The 15,454-nt window shown below is 43.9% G+C and carries 13 protein-coding genes; 9 read left to right on the top strand and 4 right to left on the bottom strand.

Features of this window, described 5'->3' with window-relative positions; all coding sequences use genetic code 11:
* The first annotated feature begins 82 nt into the window (after nt 1-82).
* Nucleotides 83-706: a 5-formyltetrahydrofolate cyclo-ligase gene (locus tag K0625_RS09975; protein WP_232847023.1), complete on the top strand. Its 624-nt coding sequence runs from the start codon at nt 83-85 to the stop codon at nt 704-706.
* On the opposite strand, the gene K0625_RS09970 is transcribed toward K0625_RS09975, so the two are convergent.
* Nucleotides 703-1,491, bottom strand: coding sequence for a substrate-binding periplasmic protein (locus K0625_RS09970; RefSeq protein ID WP_220109558.1), 789 nt, complete (start codon nt 1,489-1,491; stop codon nt 703-705). The two genes, K0625_RS09975 and K0625_RS09970, sit on opposite strands and share 4 nt — an antisense overlap.
* Before the next feature lie 138 nt (nt 1,492-1,629).
* On the opposite strand from K0625_RS09970, the gene K0625_RS09965 reads away from it, so the two are divergent.
* On the top strand, nt 1,630-2,106 hold the full coding sequence (locus tag K0625_RS09965) for a copper resistance protein NlpE (RefSeq protein ID WP_220109557.1): 477 nt from the start codon (nt 1,630-1,632) through the stop codon (nt 2,104-2,106).
* A gap of 92 nt (nt 2,107-2,198) precedes the next feature.
* Here K0625_RS09965 and ung read toward each other — a convergent pair whose 3' ends face one another.
* Nucleotides 2,199-2,867 (bottom strand): uracil-DNA glycosylase, encoded by a 669-nt coding sequence (ung, locus tag K0625_RS09960; RefSeq protein ID WP_220109556.1) that lies wholly within the window; start codon nt 2,865-2,867, stop codon nt 2,199-2,201.
* A gap of 117 nt (nt 2,868-2,984) precedes the next feature.
* On the opposite strand from ung, the gene K0625_RS09955 reads away from it, so the two are divergent.
* Entirely contained in the window at nt 2,985-3,542 is a 558-nt protein-coding gene (locus K0625_RS09955; RefSeq protein ID WP_220109555.1) for a pilus assembly FimT family protein, read from the top strand.
* An 84-nt stretch (nt 3,543-3,626) separates the two neighbouring features.
* A complete protein-coding gene (locus K0625_RS09950; RefSeq protein WP_012326576.1) occupies nt 3,627-3,956 on the top strand; it encodes a DUF3144 domain-containing protein in 330 nt (109 codons plus the stop codon).
* 73 nt (nt 3,957-4,029) lie between these two features.
* On the opposite strand, the gene K0625_RS09945 is transcribed toward K0625_RS09950, so the two are convergent.
* Nucleotides 4,030-4,644 carry a LysE family translocator gene (locus K0625_RS09945; protein ID WP_220109554.1) on the bottom strand — a complete coding sequence of 205 codons (615 nt, stop codon included), beginning with the start codon at nt 4,642-4,644 and terminating at the stop codon, nt 4,030-4,032.
* 216 nt (nt 4,645-4,860) lie between these two features.
* Nucleotides 4,861-7,494 carry a TonB-dependent receptor plug domain-containing protein gene (locus K0625_RS09940; protein ID WP_220109758.1) on the bottom strand — a complete coding sequence of 878 codons (2,634 nt, stop codon included), beginning with the start codon at nt 7,492-7,494 and terminating at the stop codon, nt 4,861-4,863.
* Between the two features lie 462 nt (nt 7,495-7,956).
* Here K0625_RS09940 and K0625_RS09935 point away from each other — a divergent pair, with 462 nt between their 5' ends.
* From K0625_RS09935 to K0625_RS09915, 5 genes are all read left to right on the top strand, one after another.
* Nucleotides 7,957-9,417 (top strand): sigma-54 interaction domain-containing protein, encoded by a 1,461-nt coding sequence (locus K0625_RS09935; RefSeq protein WP_220109553.1) that lies wholly within the window; start codon nt 7,957-7,959, stop codon nt 9,415-9,417.
* Nucleotides 9,418-9,610: 193 nt separating this feature from the next.
* A complete protein-coding gene (ccoG, locus tag K0625_RS09930; protein ID WP_220109552.1) occupies nt 9,611-11,101 on the top strand; it encodes a cytochrome c oxidase accessory protein CcoG in 1,491 nt (496 codons plus the stop codon).
* A gap of 261 nt (nt 11,102-11,362) precedes the next feature.
* On the top strand, nt 11,363-12,976 hold the full coding sequence (locus K0625_RS09925) for an AMP-binding protein (RefSeq protein ID WP_220109551.1): 1,614 nt from the start codon (nt 11,363-11,365) through the stop codon (nt 12,974-12,976).
* A gap of 466 nt (nt 12,977-13,442) precedes the next feature.
* Nucleotides 13,443-13,712 (top strand): hypothetical protein, encoded by a 270-nt coding sequence (locus K0625_RS09920; protein ID WP_220109550.1) that lies wholly within the window; start codon nt 13,443-13,445, stop codon nt 13,710-13,712.
* A 370-nt stretch (nt 13,713-14,082) separates the two neighbouring features.
* Nucleotides 14,083-14,604 carry a hypothetical protein gene (locus K0625_RS09915; protein WP_220109549.1) on the top strand — a complete coding sequence of 174 codons (522 nt, stop codon included), beginning with the start codon at nt 14,083-14,085 and terminating at the stop codon, nt 14,602-14,604.
* Nucleotides 14,605-15,454: the final 850 nt, after the last annotated feature.

Raw genomic sequence — 15,454 nt, 5'->3', positions numbered from 1 at the left:
TTAAACAAACGCGCCATTACCTTTATCCAAATGGATGGGTAGTGTTAAGCTGGTTAAGTAGCATTAGAAAAAGGCGACCACTTTGCATCAAGGAACCACTCCCTCACAAAAGATGACCAGTTCAGCGAACATTAAACGCAGTGAGATAAGAGCCAATATTCGCGCAGCCAGACGCAATATCTCCCCTGAGCAACAAGCTTGTTTTGGTCAACAAGCCTGTGCACATATGCTTGCTCAACTTGAGAAGCTCAAGGTAAAACGTCTAGCCCTCTATCTAACCAATGATGGCGAGCTGGACACCCAGCCTTTAATTGAGATCTTATGGCAAAATGGTATCGAGGTTTATCTACCAAGACTTCACCCTTTTAGCCGAGGCAACCTGCTTTTTTTAGCCTATAGACCAAACACCAGCTTGGTACAAAACTCCCTTAAGATTTGGGAGCCTAAACTGGATATCACTCAGATGATTCAGCCCCACCAATTAGATGTGATAATCACTCCTTTGGTGGCATTCGATGATGTAGGAAATCGTATGGGGATGGGGGGTGGTTTTTATGACAGAACACTGGTGAATTGGGAGCGAATGGGGTCGCCACTTCCTATTGGTTATGCCCACGATTGTCAGCAAGTCGACAGTTTACCCTGCGAGTATTGGGATATCCCTCTACCAATGATTATCACCCCCACTAAGATATGGAAGTTTTAGCGTGCGTTAACTTTGAGTGGTGCAGACTCAATATTTGAGGTGATCTTATACTCTTTGAGCACCTTATCTAAGGTGCCATCTCGTCTCATACTCTCTAGCCCCAAATTAAACTCCTTGATTAAGTGTTGGTAACCTGGGATCTGCTTAGACGCCCCAAAATGGAACACTTCAGTACTCAATGACATCCCTACCTCCTCAAAGGCATCAGCATAGTCATCTGGGCCTGTTCGTATAAGATAACGGGCAAGCTCTCGACCGATCAACACCAGATCGACACGCCCAAGAAACAGCTTCTTCATATTCAACGCATCCGAGCTGGACTCTTCAGTAAACAGCTTAGCCTGAGTAAAGGCAACAGGATTAGCATACCCTCGACCTATCCCTATACGTAATCCTCGCAGATCGGAGAGCTGCTCATAGCTGATATCCCTGTCTTTTCGTTTATAGAGTACGATATTTAACGGCACTATAGGTTGCGAATACTCCGCCCACTCTTCACGCTCTTTGCGATACCAGAGCCCAACTATGCCATCTGCTTTACCCGTTTTAACCAGCAAGGTAGCACGGGTAAAAGGGTAAAACTTATGGGAGACATGATAACCGCGGCGCCCAAAGGCGGTTGCAACAATATAACCTACCGCACCATTTCTGCGGTAACTGTCACTATAAAAAGGCGGGTAGTTGGTGGAGACAATGTTCAGTGTCTTTTTCTCATCGACTCCAAATACAGGAGGAGCGAACCAACCAAGCATCAAAACGACTATACAAGCTATCTTTAAACTCATTTCTGTTATCCTCCCGTTTTTGAGGTATGCTGCTACCAATAAATTATATGACATTTACAGAAAACCAGTGGCTTAAAACAGTCTAGCATTAGATTATTGCTTTAATCTTTTCTGCTAAATGGCTTCATAAGGATAATGATGAAATTACAATTAATTACACTACCTCTTTTGGCTTTAACCATTTTAGCCTGCTCAGATTTGACCGACAGTAAATCTGCTCCTAAGCCCATCAAGGAGAGTGTAAAAAGCGAAGAAGTGACGCCCGTGATTGCCGTCGAAGATAATAGCCAAAATTCGCTAGACTGGAACGGTCGTTATTCAGGCATCACCCCTTGTGCCAGCTGTGAAGGGATTAAAACAGAGCTTATCCTCTACTATGACAACACCTACAAGCTTGTCACTATCTATCTGGGAAAAAGCAGTAAACGCTTTATTGAGACGGGCAAACTTAAATGGAATGAAGCGGGCGCAGCAATCACTCTGCATGCTAACGGAAGCGATCAATCCGGTAACCAATATCAGGTAGGAGAGAATCAACTCTTTATGTTAGACAAAGAGGGACAACGCATCACAGGTGAGCTTGCGGAGTATTATCGCTTAGCCAAAGAGCAGTAACAGCAACCAAATATCCAAATATAAAAAAGTATTCAAATATCCAAATATCCAAATATAAAAAGGAGCCATAGGGCTCCTTTTCTATCAGACCACTAAACCTGCCAATTGATCTCAGGGGTTCCAAGCGAGGTTAAGATCTCATTGGTTTTCGAAAAGTGCTGACAGCCAAAAAAACCTCGGTACGCGGATAAAGGAGATGGATGTGGACCAGATAAGATATGATGCTGCTTGCCTGTGATAGCTTTGCCTTTTTTAATGGCGTGAGCGCCCCATAAAATAAAGATAATAGGAGATGTTTGTTGGTTTAACAGCTCCATCGCATGTCCAGTAAAGGTTTCCCAACCTGATTTTGCATGTGAATGTGCCCTGCCTTGCTCTACCGTCAACACAGTATTAAGCATCAAGACCCCCTGCTCAGCCCAATCGGAGAGATGGCCATGCTCTGGAGTTGTAAAACCAGGAATATCGGCCGCTAGCTCTTTATACATATTCACCAAAGAGGGCGGCGTTTTAATACCATGCTTAACCGAAAAACAGAGACCATGAGCCTGATCTGGCCCGTGATAGGGGTCTTGGCCTATAATCACCACTCTGACCTTATCGAGTGGGGTCAGGTTAAAGGCCGTGAACACCTCATCTTCAGGGGGAAATACAGCTTTTCCATTTGCACGCTCTGTCGAGACAAAAGCTTGCAGTGCCTTATAGTAGTCTTGCTCCCTCTCTGCGGCAAGAAAACTATCCCAATCTTTTACTCGTGTCATACTTTCCTCATCATCCATCTTTAGGTAATACAGATTGGTATAAGACCCGCAAACCATAATGCGAGCCTCAAAAAAGTGATATAATCCCAGATTAGATTTCACAGGGCTTATTTAAAAATGCATTACCACTCTCCATCCAGAGCATTAACCAAAAACGCAGGCTTTACTTTGATAGAGCTTGTTGTGGTGATCATTATACTCGGGATCCTCTCAGTGGTCGCCCTACCAAAATTTATTAATCTCTCTGAAGATGCTCATGTTTCAACCGTCGCTGGTACGGGTGGCGCATTTAAATCTGGGATCAACCTGGCAAGGAGTGTTTGGGCTGTGCGTGTGGGCTCTGGCCCCGCAGAAAACCTCCCTACCTTTGGTGACGGCGAGGAGGGAGAGATGGACTTTAATGCTATTGGCTGGCCCGCTCAACACTATTTCACCGATGATGAAGCATCCCCCCAGCTAGATAATGTCGAGGATTGTATCTCAGTATGGGAAACCATCTTTGCTGGTAACGAGCCTAGTGTATCAAACAGCACATCAACTGATGAAACGGACTATAAGGCGAACTATATCTCGCCAAACCAGTGCCGCTTTGACTACAGAGATAATCTCAACCTAAGCATCAGTTATGATTCTCGCGACGGCAGTGTCGTCATCGATAAAGATCCCAATAGTTAAACCCTATGGTTTCTTCAAGGCTAAATTAAGTTAAAATCCATATTAAACCAAAAATATTAACCCGAGTGTAAACAGAGAGGCACCATGTCAGAAGCAGGTAAAGAGACCACCATTTTTCAGTTAGCCGATCAATTTATTGCCCTAGCCAATGAGCTAAGCGCTAAAGAGCAAGATGTTAGCAAAGTCGGTACCGCATTACGTTTTGCCGCCTCGCGCTTTAACGCCTTTGAAGCCGCACTAAAGTCTGCCGATCTAGCTGCTGAGAAAGAGAATGCCCTTGAGTGGTTCGTTAATGAGTACAAAGCGATGCTCAACGACAACTTAGATGATCATATCAAGCACCCACCAGTCTCTCACTCTGAGCCTGCAGAAGAGCCTGCTCAAGATGACGCAGTGCAAGTTTTCAAAAGCTAAAACCTTTTGAGCTGCGAACTCTAGGCAGAGCTAAGAAAGTTGCGAGTTAACGCTCGCAACTCGAAACTTACAACTAAATAGTCACCAATACCCGCACCGCAAGCAAGATCAACACAACCCCGGATAACTTATCGATCAATGCCGCCTTCGACCTCAGCTTAGGCAATACAGATTGATGGGACAATACTAAGGCGATAATGGTATACCAAAGCCCGTCTACCACGAGGGGAGTTAATACAATCAGTGACTGACCAACTAAGTTATCAGCAACCATCACAAACTGACTAAACAGCGCCAAAAAGAACAGCATGATTTTAGGGTTAAAAAGTGAAATAGCAATACCGTCGCGGGCAGCTTCTAATGCACTGGTGTTTTCACCTGCGGCTAGCTTATCTGACATCCCGCCTTTGGATCTCAAGGCTTGAACGCCCATCCAAGCAAGATAAAGAGCACCTATGATGGCAATGCCATTAAACACCATGGGCGCTTGCTTAAGTACAACTGCCAGACCTAATAGTGTCACTAGCGCATAGATACCTATTCCAATAGAGTGCGCCCAAGCGCAGATTATTCCTTTGCCTCTACCGCCACCTAAAGTATGCCTGACAACCATGGCCAAACTTGGGCCTGGTGACATAGCCCCTAAACAACAGATAGCCAGTAATCCCAGCCAAGCAGTAAAACTCATGGTGCTCTCCCGAATAAAAGAGCGCTAAACGCCTCTTTAAAAGTTAGTTGGATGGTAAAAGTTGCACCTAGTGTTTGCAAGTAAGTTTAATGAATAGCATTAGCGTCAAACGATGGAAGTAAAAAGCCCGAACATTGGTTCGGGCTCTGACTTATCACTTAACTAAACTCTTAGCTAAACTCTTAGCTAAACGATTAACTAACCATAATAAAAAAGTTAGAAGGTGTAGGTGCCTTTAAGGTAGTAGTAACCACCGTTAAAGCCAAATGGCGATGTCTCGTAATAGATACCACCCCATTGGTTATTGGTACAACCGCCACACTCAGCAGCTCCCGCAGGAGTAAAGTCGATCTCAGTGGCATCTTGGTCAAACAAGTTTTGCGCACCCAGAGCAACACTGAAGGAGTCATTGATAAAGTAGCTCAGCTCCATATCTACAGTCACCGCTGCTTCACCTGTATTGATCGTAGCATCGTAATCAACATGCACACCTTGATACTCACCGAAATAGTTCACACGGGTAAACAGGTTAAACTGATCCCAGCTCTGTCCCCAAGTGAAGGTAGCACGGTGGTTTGGCAGATCGTTCTCTAGGCGAGAAACTTTAAAGTCACCAGTAATATCTGTGTATCTGTCAACTTCCGTTTTATTCCAGTTATAGGCCAGCGCAAAGGTTGAATCGCCCGCAAACAACTCAGCAGAGTAGTTAGCAACAATATCAACACCTTGAGTGGTGGTATCAAAATCATTGGTAAAGAAACTCACCTGCGACAGACCATCAACATTAGGTACGCCCGCCGCTTTCAAGGTTGCCTTATCAGCATCGGTTAACTCAATCTTCTCAGATTGGCTAATACGGTCGTCAACCTTAATGTTGTAGTAATCAACTGTTAAGAAGAAATCTCCCTGAGTATAAACCGTACCAAAAGTGAAACTTTTTGACTCTTCAGGCGTGAGCTCTGTACCACCAAGCTGTGCAGAGATAGGGTTAGTCGGCGGCAATAGTGCCGAGTCAACCAATACACCACCAGATAGGTTAGTTTGTACATTACTCACATTCGCTTGACCAACTGTTGGCGCACGGAAACCTGTATTAAAGGAGCCACGAACCGCAAGCTCATCGATAATGTTCCAGTTAGCCGCCAGTTTATAATTGACCGTTGAGCCGAACGAATCATAATCTTCATATCTCACGGCAAACTCAGCCACTAAACTATCAAGAATAGGCATGCTGGTATCTAGGTATATCGCTTTGTTCTTACGGGTATATTCACCAGCTGCTGATGGCTGAAAACCAGGAAAACCGTTAGAGCCGATACCAAAACCTTGTGAGAATAGTGGGCCAACTTTAAATGAAGCCTCATCACCAGCAACCACTTCAAAGGTTTCATCATGCCACTCTAGGCCCGTCGCGATACTCACGTCATCAGATAAGCCCCAATCGACATATTTGACAAAATCGGCATTAAAGTTCCACTCAGTCTGAATGTATTTGCCTGGATTAAAATCACGTGGCGAGTCAGGCCCCATGGACGCATTTAAGGTATTGACAATTTTATAGCTAGACTCGTTGCTGCCATATGAACCACTAAAGTCATATAAAATGCCTTCAAGGAACTCCATCTGGAATTCACCTTTAGTGCCGGCAACAAGAGAGGTATCGACAATATTACCGCCAAAATTAGGAGTAAAACCTCCAGCTAACCCATTCATCTCATTGAAAGCAAAACAGTTAGGGTTATTCTGAACATTATCAATATAGTCTTGCTGCTGAGTAACATCTGCAGAAGTGATATTGATAACAGGACAATCAATGCCATCGCCTAAACCAAGCCCATCGTTGACCTGTCCAACTGGACCAGGAGTTAAGTCCCCAACTAACAGTGTTGCACCGTCATCATTTGAGTAAACACCAGGGCGGTTATGGGGGTTACGGTAATAGAAGCCACCTTTAACGTCTCGCTCCGAGTAGTTACCAAAAAGGTAAGCCTCTGAATGATCATCGAGATCTAAGCCTAAGTTTGCAAACAGGGTGATATCATCTTTGATCTCAGGAGAGCCCCAGATCTGAGCAGGATTGGCCACATCTAGCCCAGCATCTGCAAATGCTTGCGCATCGGGGCGCTGTACACTACGGCTGGTTGGATCGGCATTTTTATACTGGAAGCTCAAGTTAACAAAGCCATCTTCTGTTAGTGGCATACCAATGTTGCCAGACACTTCAGTTGTTGCACCATCACCTTCATAGTACTCGCCGGTTTTCACCTCTAAAGAGCCGCCTTCAGCATTGTCTTTAAGTACAAAGTTCATCACACCGGCAATCGCATCTGAACCGTATTGAGCTGCAGCCCCATCGCGAAGTACTTCCACCTGCTTAAGGGCAATACTTGGAATAACTGAGATATCAGGGCCATGAGCACCATCGTTAATACCACCACCTAGGAAGGCGATCACAGAGGAGCGGTGACGACGCTTACCATTAAGTAGGATAAGAGTACTATCGGCTGATAAACCACGTAAGTTCGCAGGTCTGACTAAACTTGCTGCATCACTGATTGGATTTGAGTGCACGTTAAGTGAAGGGACTGCACCTTTTAATATTTCCAGCATATCTGAGTTACCAGACTTGCGAATATCATCACCACTGATAATGTCGATAGGAACTGTTGAGTCACCGATGGATCTTGGTGTGGCACGAGAGCCTACCACCGCAATCTTTTCAACATCTTCCAATTTATCTTTATCATCTGCAGCCGATGCCGCAGAGGATCCGAGTGTTCCAGCTAGCGCCATTGATACAGCAAAGCTCAAGGCATTGAAGCCAAACTTCTTCCTGTTTCTTATTGTCATCATTTTTCTCTTTATTATTTTTTATCTCGTCTCTACCCAAACCTAACCATTTGAATTGGCCTTTTAAGTTCAAGTAACCCCACGGGAACGTAAAACATTCCTGACACATTTCTATAACAAAAGTTTCAGAATTACCATTGCTAAATTAGGTAAATATGGTAGTAAAAATGATTTCCACGACTATTCAACCACTTAAAGAAACAATTAATTAACATTAAAAACACAAGAATGGCTTTTAAACCCCTTTACCAAGTATGTTTTAGCTGAAATTTTGTTCACCTCAGATTAAGAGCCTAGCTTTAATGAAAAAATGCTTAAAATGAGCCTAGATAGTCAGAAAAAGAATAAGAACTCATTCATCATCACCAAGCATACTCAAACTCATCCACGCTATTTCGTGACATAAATAAAAAGCGCTATACTGCTAACTACCAGAGTACTGCTGAATGACAAATTAACCCTATGCCCACAACCAAAGCCCAAATAGTGTCGCTTCAATCTGAATTCCTGCCCGAGAATCAACTTATCCTAAATGCGGTAAGTGAGGGGATTTATGGTTTTAACTTAGCGGGAAATGCGGTCTTTATTAATCCGGCAGCTGAGCGGATGACAGGCTGGAAAGCCGAAGAGCTACTAGGGAAGAATATCCATAATTGTCATCACCATAGCCATAGCGATGGTAGTCATTACCCTAAAGAAGAGTGCCCTATCTATAACACGCTCAATGATGGTATTGCCCGTGAGATCAGTCATGAAGTGTTCTGGCGCAAGGATGGCTCTAGCTTCCCTGTGCATTATACTTCGACCCCAGTTTATAAAGATGGGAAGATGATGGGTGTAGTCGCGATATTTCGTGACATAAGTATTCAGAAACAAACAGAAAAGTCTCTCAGAGAAGCCCTAGAGCAGGTTCAAGCCCTTTCAGAAACCCTCTCCTCAGAGAATCAATACCTTCAATTAGAGCTAGCGGATAGAACAGGAGATGTAGGGATCTCAGGTAACAGCCCTAAAATAAAACAGTTAATTCAGCAGATTAAACTCGTTGCCAATACAGAAAGTACCGTACTTATCAGTGGAGAGAACGGAACAGGTAAGGAGTTGGTCGCCCGTAACTTACATAAACTAAGTAAACGTGCAGATAAACCTCTAGTCTGTGTTAACTGCGCTGCTTTCTCAGCTGGTTTACTGGAGAGTGAACTTTTTGGCCATGAAAAAGGTGCCTATACCGGAGCCACAAATCGGCGTAAAGGTCGATTTGAGCTGGCTAACAAGGGGACTTTGTTTCTAGATGAAGTGGCGGAGCTTAGCCTTGAAGCCCAGTCTAAGCTGCTTAGGGTCATTCAAGAGCAGGAGTTTGAGCGAGTTGGTAGCAGTGAAACCATTAAGGTTGATATAAGGCTTATCACCGCCACTCATCATGATCTTCTTAAACGGGTTGAGCAGGGGCTATTTCGTATGGATCTCTACTATCGTCTCAATGTGTTCCCTATTCAGGTTCCCGCTTTAAGGGATAGACTCAGTGATATACCTGAGCTAGTGAGTCACTTAATTCAGGATTTAAACAGGAAGTTGGGTAAAAAGATCACCCGAGTCAGTCAACAAGGGTTGAAAAAACTGATGCTACACACCTGGCCGGGTAATGTTCGTGAACTTCAAAATGTACTCGAACGAGAAACCATACTCTCGCAAAGCCCTGTGCTTAAACTTACGCAGCTGCCAGCCATTCAGCCCCCCCAACAGAAGCAAAGCTCAAATTCAACCAATCAGACCTTAGCTGAGATGGAGAAGAAACATATCACTCGCGTGTTGCAGCAAACAAAATGGCGGATCTCTGGTGCGTTAGGCGCAGCATCAGCTTTAGGCTTGCCCCCTAGCACACTCAGATCTCGCATGAAAAAACTAAATATTGAGCGACCTCTATAATACCAATCAGTATAAACCTGCCATCTTTACATAAAGCACGATATATCAAAAATATGCGATATATCGTGAGTCAACAGTTACATAAACAATTTTAAACCGATTAAATTCAAAAGGTTATCAATAGTTCGTTTTGGCCTACTGCTTGCTATGAGTGAGGGAAGTGTTGAGTATGTTTCCCCCTTAGAGAGTTCAGATGAGCAATAACAAAACAAGCCATAACAATATCGATCCCGTCACCGCCTCCTCCACTCAAGCTGTGAATAGGCACCCAGCGACTGAGCAGCGCATTGAGTTTAGAGAGCTCCCCATCTCTCCAGCACATCAATCGGCCAAACTCAGTAAGAAAACACCATTAGCCTTGGGTCAGATCCATATTCGTGAGCAGAAAGGGAGGTTCCAACGAATACGCACCGCGACTAACAGCCTACTTGTTATCCTCTTTTTTCTACTGCCTTTTATCTCTTACCAAGGCAATCAAGCCATACTGTTCAACTTAAGTGAGCAGCAATTTATCTTCTTTGGCACCACACTCTGGCCTCAGGATTTTACTGTGTTAGCTTGGGTCTTTATTGCCGCAGCCTTTCTGCTTTTCTTTACCACAGTCTTTTGGGGCAGAGTCTGGTGTGGTTACCTCTGCCCTCAAACCGCATGGACATTTATGTATGTCTGGATAGAGACACGTTTAGAGGGCAATCAAAATAAGCGGATCGCACTAGACAAAGCCCCCTGGACTCGTCAAAAAATAGTAAAAAGAGTGGCTAAACACATAGCTTGGGGGCTCACCGCCCTGCTGACAGGCTGCGCCTTTATCGCCTACTTTGTTCCCGCACGGGAGCTCTATAGCGATATATTTAGCTTAGAAGCCAGTTTTTGGGTCACTACTTGGGTGTGGTTTTTCGCTATCTGTACCTATCTTAATGCGGGTTGGATGCGCGAGCAGATGTGCCTGCACTGCTGCCCATACTCTCGGTTTCAATCAGTGATGTTTGACGCCAATACCAAAACGGTGACCTATGATGCCAACCGAGGTGAAAGCCGAGGAGCAAGGAAGCGCAAGCAGGAAACAGAATTAGGCGATTGCGTCGATTGTCACCTTTGCGTCGATGTCTGCCCAACGGGGATCGATATCCGCAACGGTTTACAATATGAATGCATCAACTGCGGCGCTTGTGTCGATGCCTGTAACCAAACCATGGAGAAATTTGGCTACCAAAAAAACCTCATATCCTATGTTAGTGAGAACTCACTTAAAGGCAAAAGCCAGCCTATTTTTACCTCACTCAAATTTATCGGATACGGCCTCTCAGCCCTTATCATGTTAGTTGTGATAGGTGTAGACATGGCTAATAAGAGCGATATACAGCTCAATGTGCTTCGTGACAGGCAAAATCTATACCGCGAAACGGCCCAGAGCCAGATAGAGAACAGCTACACCCTAAAAATACGCAATAAAACCCAGCAAACCAGGCAGTATCGACTCTCAATAGACAAGCCGCAGCTTATGTTAGTGGGTAACGCTGAGCTAGTGATAAAACCTGGAGAGCAGCTGGATTATCCAGTCACACTTAAAACCGATATCGATCAGCTTATGTCGACACGCACCGCCATCATATTCTCTGTCACCGACATCAACCAAACTGACAGTCGTGTATCTCAACAATCCAACTTCTTTGGGCCGCTCTAGCCTGCTAGCATCATGGGGTTACGTGCTAACCCCATACTTTGCTAAATAAAAATATCTTCTCAAACTAAAGCTGAGTATAAACTCTAACCCTTACAAGCTGATAGCAAGTATTTCAACCGTGATCTATTTCACAATTCCTATTGACCTAAGGCTATTCTTAGCACTAATCTAAACACCTGTTTGATTTTATAAAAATAAAAGCTCAAAGCAGACAAACGGTGTTTTTAAGAAAGTCTTCAATACTTTAAAAGGGCAATCAACATGGCGTATGACTCAGATCAGCAACTTGACCTCACCCAATACACCTCTCTTATCGACCTGATAGAGCAGACCAGTGATAGATACGGTGACAAAACGGCTTACGCTTGCCTAGGACACCACACATCGTTTAGCGAAATAGAGCGAGACTCCCGTTTCTTTGCCGCCTACCTCCAGAGCATTGAAGGTTTAAACGTCGGTGATCGCGTCGCCATCCAGTTGCCCAATATTACTCAGTTTGTGATTGCCGCCTATGGTGCAATACGAGCAGGAATGGTGATAGTAAACACTAACCCACTCTATACCGAGCGTGAACTCATTCATCAATTTAACGACTCTGGCGCCAAAGCATTAGTGGTACTTTCAGATCTTCTGCCCACCCTGACAAACGTGGTCGCCAAAACCGATATAGAGACAGTGATCTCAACCCATGCTCTTGATCTACACGCCCCACAAGAGCAAGCTCAGCCTCAACCAGAGGTTCCCTTTGCGACACTGACATTCCATCATATTTTGAGCCAAGGGGCTAAACTAAACTACCAGCCAATTACCAGCCAACTTGAGCAACTTGCCGCCCTACAATATACAGGAGGCACTACGGGGCTCTCTAAAGGTGCCATGCTGAGCCACGGCAACCTTATCGCCAATGCGATGCAAATAAAATCCCGTGTCGGCGATAAGCTTATCAAAGGTGAAGAGATCTTCGTTGCTCCCCTTCCCATCTACCATATCTACGCGTTTATGGTGAACTTGGTGCTCTATTTCGAGCGAGGTGCCTGCTCGGTACTGATCCCCAATCCCAGAGATATCTCATCCCTGATCCAAACCATCTCTAACTATAAATTCACTGGTTTCGCAGGCTTAAACACACTCTTTGTTGGCCTCTGTCATCAACCAGAGTTTAAAGCCTTAGATTTTTCTCATCTCAAAGTGACCATCTCAGGCGGCACCGCCCTGACCCAAGCAGCGGCAAATGTGTGGCAACAGACCACAGGCTGCACCATCTCTGAAGGCTATGGGCTCTCTGAAACCTCGCCGGTTGTGTCACTTAACTCACCAGGGCTTGAACAGATAGGCACCATAGGCAAGCCAGTCATTGGTACCGAGGTCAGAATTCTCGATACTGACGATAACGAAGTAGCACTAGGTGAAAGTGGCGAAGTAGCAGTACGCGGCCCTCAGGTGATGCAAGGCTACTGGAACAAACCAGAGGAAACAGCCAAGGTGATGACCCAAGATGGGTTCTTTAAAACTGGCGATATCGGCGTAGCAACCAACGACGGCTTCCATAAAATAGTCGACCGTATCAAAGATATGATCATCGTCTCAGGCTTTAACGTCTACCCCAACGAGATTGAAGATGTGCTCTCCAACCACGACGCTATCTTAGAGTGTGCCGTTATCGGCGTAAAAGATGAACGTGCAGGCGAAAAGGTCAAAGCGGTTATCGTATTAAACGATCAAAGCGCTGACCATGAAACAGCCAGAGCAGAGCTTGAAAGTTACTGCCGAGCACAGTTAACCGCCTATAAAGTCCCTCGCATTATCGAATTTGTTGACGCCCTACCTAAATCAACGGTCGGTAAGATCCTAAGACGAGAACTAAGGGAAGGCTAGCCTTCTAATTACATTTTCTTAGTTTAACTTTAAGCTGATTTTGGTGTTGGCTTACTTTTTGTGAGTCGCACCTTAATTGTAACCTATCGCTTTCCAGCGGGTATGTGCAGGTACTTCTACGAGACGCCGCAAGCACGTCCTTGTGGGCTCTACCAAAACATCCCTGTTTTTGAAGCTCGCAGCCGCACCTACACCTGCTGATTTTAAGCAAGAGTACCTCTTCGATTTTGCTCCCTCAAAAATATGGCTGTCCTAGCTTTGCATCGTACAGAGGCTTAGTGAAACAGAGCATTTGAACAAAACAATTACCTCATAACATGGATGAAAAAATATGTTGATATTTCTAGTGTTATTCCTAATTTTTCTTTCGCCGGTAGTAACAGGGTACTTATGTTTTAATATAGCGAGCCTATCTTTGCTTATGCATGTGGCATAATGGCGTTAAGTAGATAACAGAGAAATAATAGTGGACGACCAACAAGACAGCTACATGACTGAAGAGACATTAATTGAAACAGTCGAAAACCAGATAGCCGATGGAGAGCCTAAAAAGGTCAAAGCGACCTTGATGCGTTTAGTCATGACAGGAACACCTCGTGAAGAAGCGATTAAATGGATAGCCTGCGCACTAGCCGTCGAAATATTCGATATCATGGAAAACGGGGCCTCTTTTAACGCAAAGCGCTACGACCAGCATTTGGACGCACTACCCAATATGGATTGGTTAGACGACTGATAAGACCCTTCAAGAATGTATCAGCCTTCAAAAGTTAGTCAGCCTTCGAATGAAGTCTGACTAACTTTTCTTAATTAGCTTTTGGCTGGTTTGGTATTGGGTTGAAAATTGAAAGTTTGAAGGTCGACCATTCATTGCTCTAAATGACCTCAGTGACACGATAAGTGAAATATATAAGATCATGAACGAGATTTATGGTCAAAATTGTTCCCTACATTTTTTCACATTTCCATTGTCCATATAGGGCTGATGTCATAAAACGGCCACGTCACGGACGGTCACAACCTCCTCTCCACTAGAGTATTCCTTACTAAGCAAGGAGAAGGCAAAGAGAGGTCAATACAGACCTAACAAGATAAGCTGCACTTGCATGTTTTCATTGATTCTCACAAAAGCAATCAATTTACATCTGTCTGTTAGCAGTGATAAGTTAACTAAAAATAGAAGAGCAATCTGGAACATTATTCTATTTCAAATCAATGAGCTATTAGAGGTAAATGGAGTGAGTTATACCGTTTGGCAATCAATAATTATCTTAATCTCTTTTGGGATGGTATTACTAAGTACTTTCTGTATCCATTCTCCCCAAAAATTAATCGATTGGATGCCACTTCTTATAAAGTCTAAATTGGCAAGGTATACTGATCTTTCAATTAGACTTTTGCTGGGTATTTCCTTAATTTTGTCAGCGGAAACAACTACTTTTCCAGCTATCTTTTTGGTTTTAGGGTGTTTATCATTAACTGCCGTATTAATTATTATGATTGCTAGTACTCATAAATTAGAAGCTTTAATTAAATACTTAACAGTTCTTTTGCCTATTTGGGCTGTTAGGTTAGTATGTTTATTTAGTGTGTTTCTTTTTGCATTTATGATTTTTAACATTGGCTAAAATCACCTCTAAAAAAGAGCTATTTGGAAGCTATTTGGGGTCAGAGTAAAATAAGCAAAGTTATCTATATGGCCTAGTTATTAAAGGCAAAAATCGACTGGGTTCAAGCCTTGATGTACTACTGGAAGGTTGAATGAAGTAAGCCAAACTAGACCTAATATTCTAACCAATAATTGTCCAAAAATTAGCTGAAACCCAAAACCTCAATCGAAGAGATAAACAACTAGGTGTGAACGCGGCTGCGACCTTCTGTGGTGACATGGATGTCACGGCAGAGCCCACAGGGATTGTGCTTGCGGCGTGTCGCAGAAGTGTTTACACACAATGCGAGCCGCAGGCTATAGATAACAATAAAGCTATGGTTTCCAGCAAACTAGTCAAACACAAACCCAGTCCAATGAACTCAATCAAAAAGAGACTTGAAACTTGCTATCAGGCAAGTCAGCAAGCTTTTGTCCAAAAATGTGCCATAACTATAAAGCCTAATTCGAAGAGATAAACACTCAGGTGTGAATGCGGCTGTGGGCGTTGGTGGCAGGGATGCCACCGTCGAGCGTATAGGGACATATTCATAGCGTCCCGCAGAAGTATTCACACATAAGGCATGCTGCAAGCAATTAACAAGATTGAAGCTATGGTTTCCTAGATACCATCAAATACCAAACCCGCCCAATGAACCAATTCAAAAGATATTTGAAACTTGCTATCAGGCAAGTCAGCAAGTTAATAAGATGGTACGCCCCAACCTAGTGTTAAACTCCAGTTTGTCTGGTTAACAAAGAAGAGGTGGTCATCATGTCTAACTTTCGCGTTATAGGGATTGATTTAGGTAAAAGCACATTTCATCTTA

The sequence above is a fragment of the Shewanella nanhaiensis genome (assembly GCF_019457885.1).
In the GTDB taxonomy this organism is placed as follows: domain Bacteria; phylum Pseudomonadota; class Gammaproteobacteria; order Enterobacterales; family Shewanellaceae; genus Shewanella; species Shewanella nanhaiensis.
Note: the sequence above shows the minus strand (reverse complement) of the source record. Positions and strands in the feature narration are given on the sequence as shown.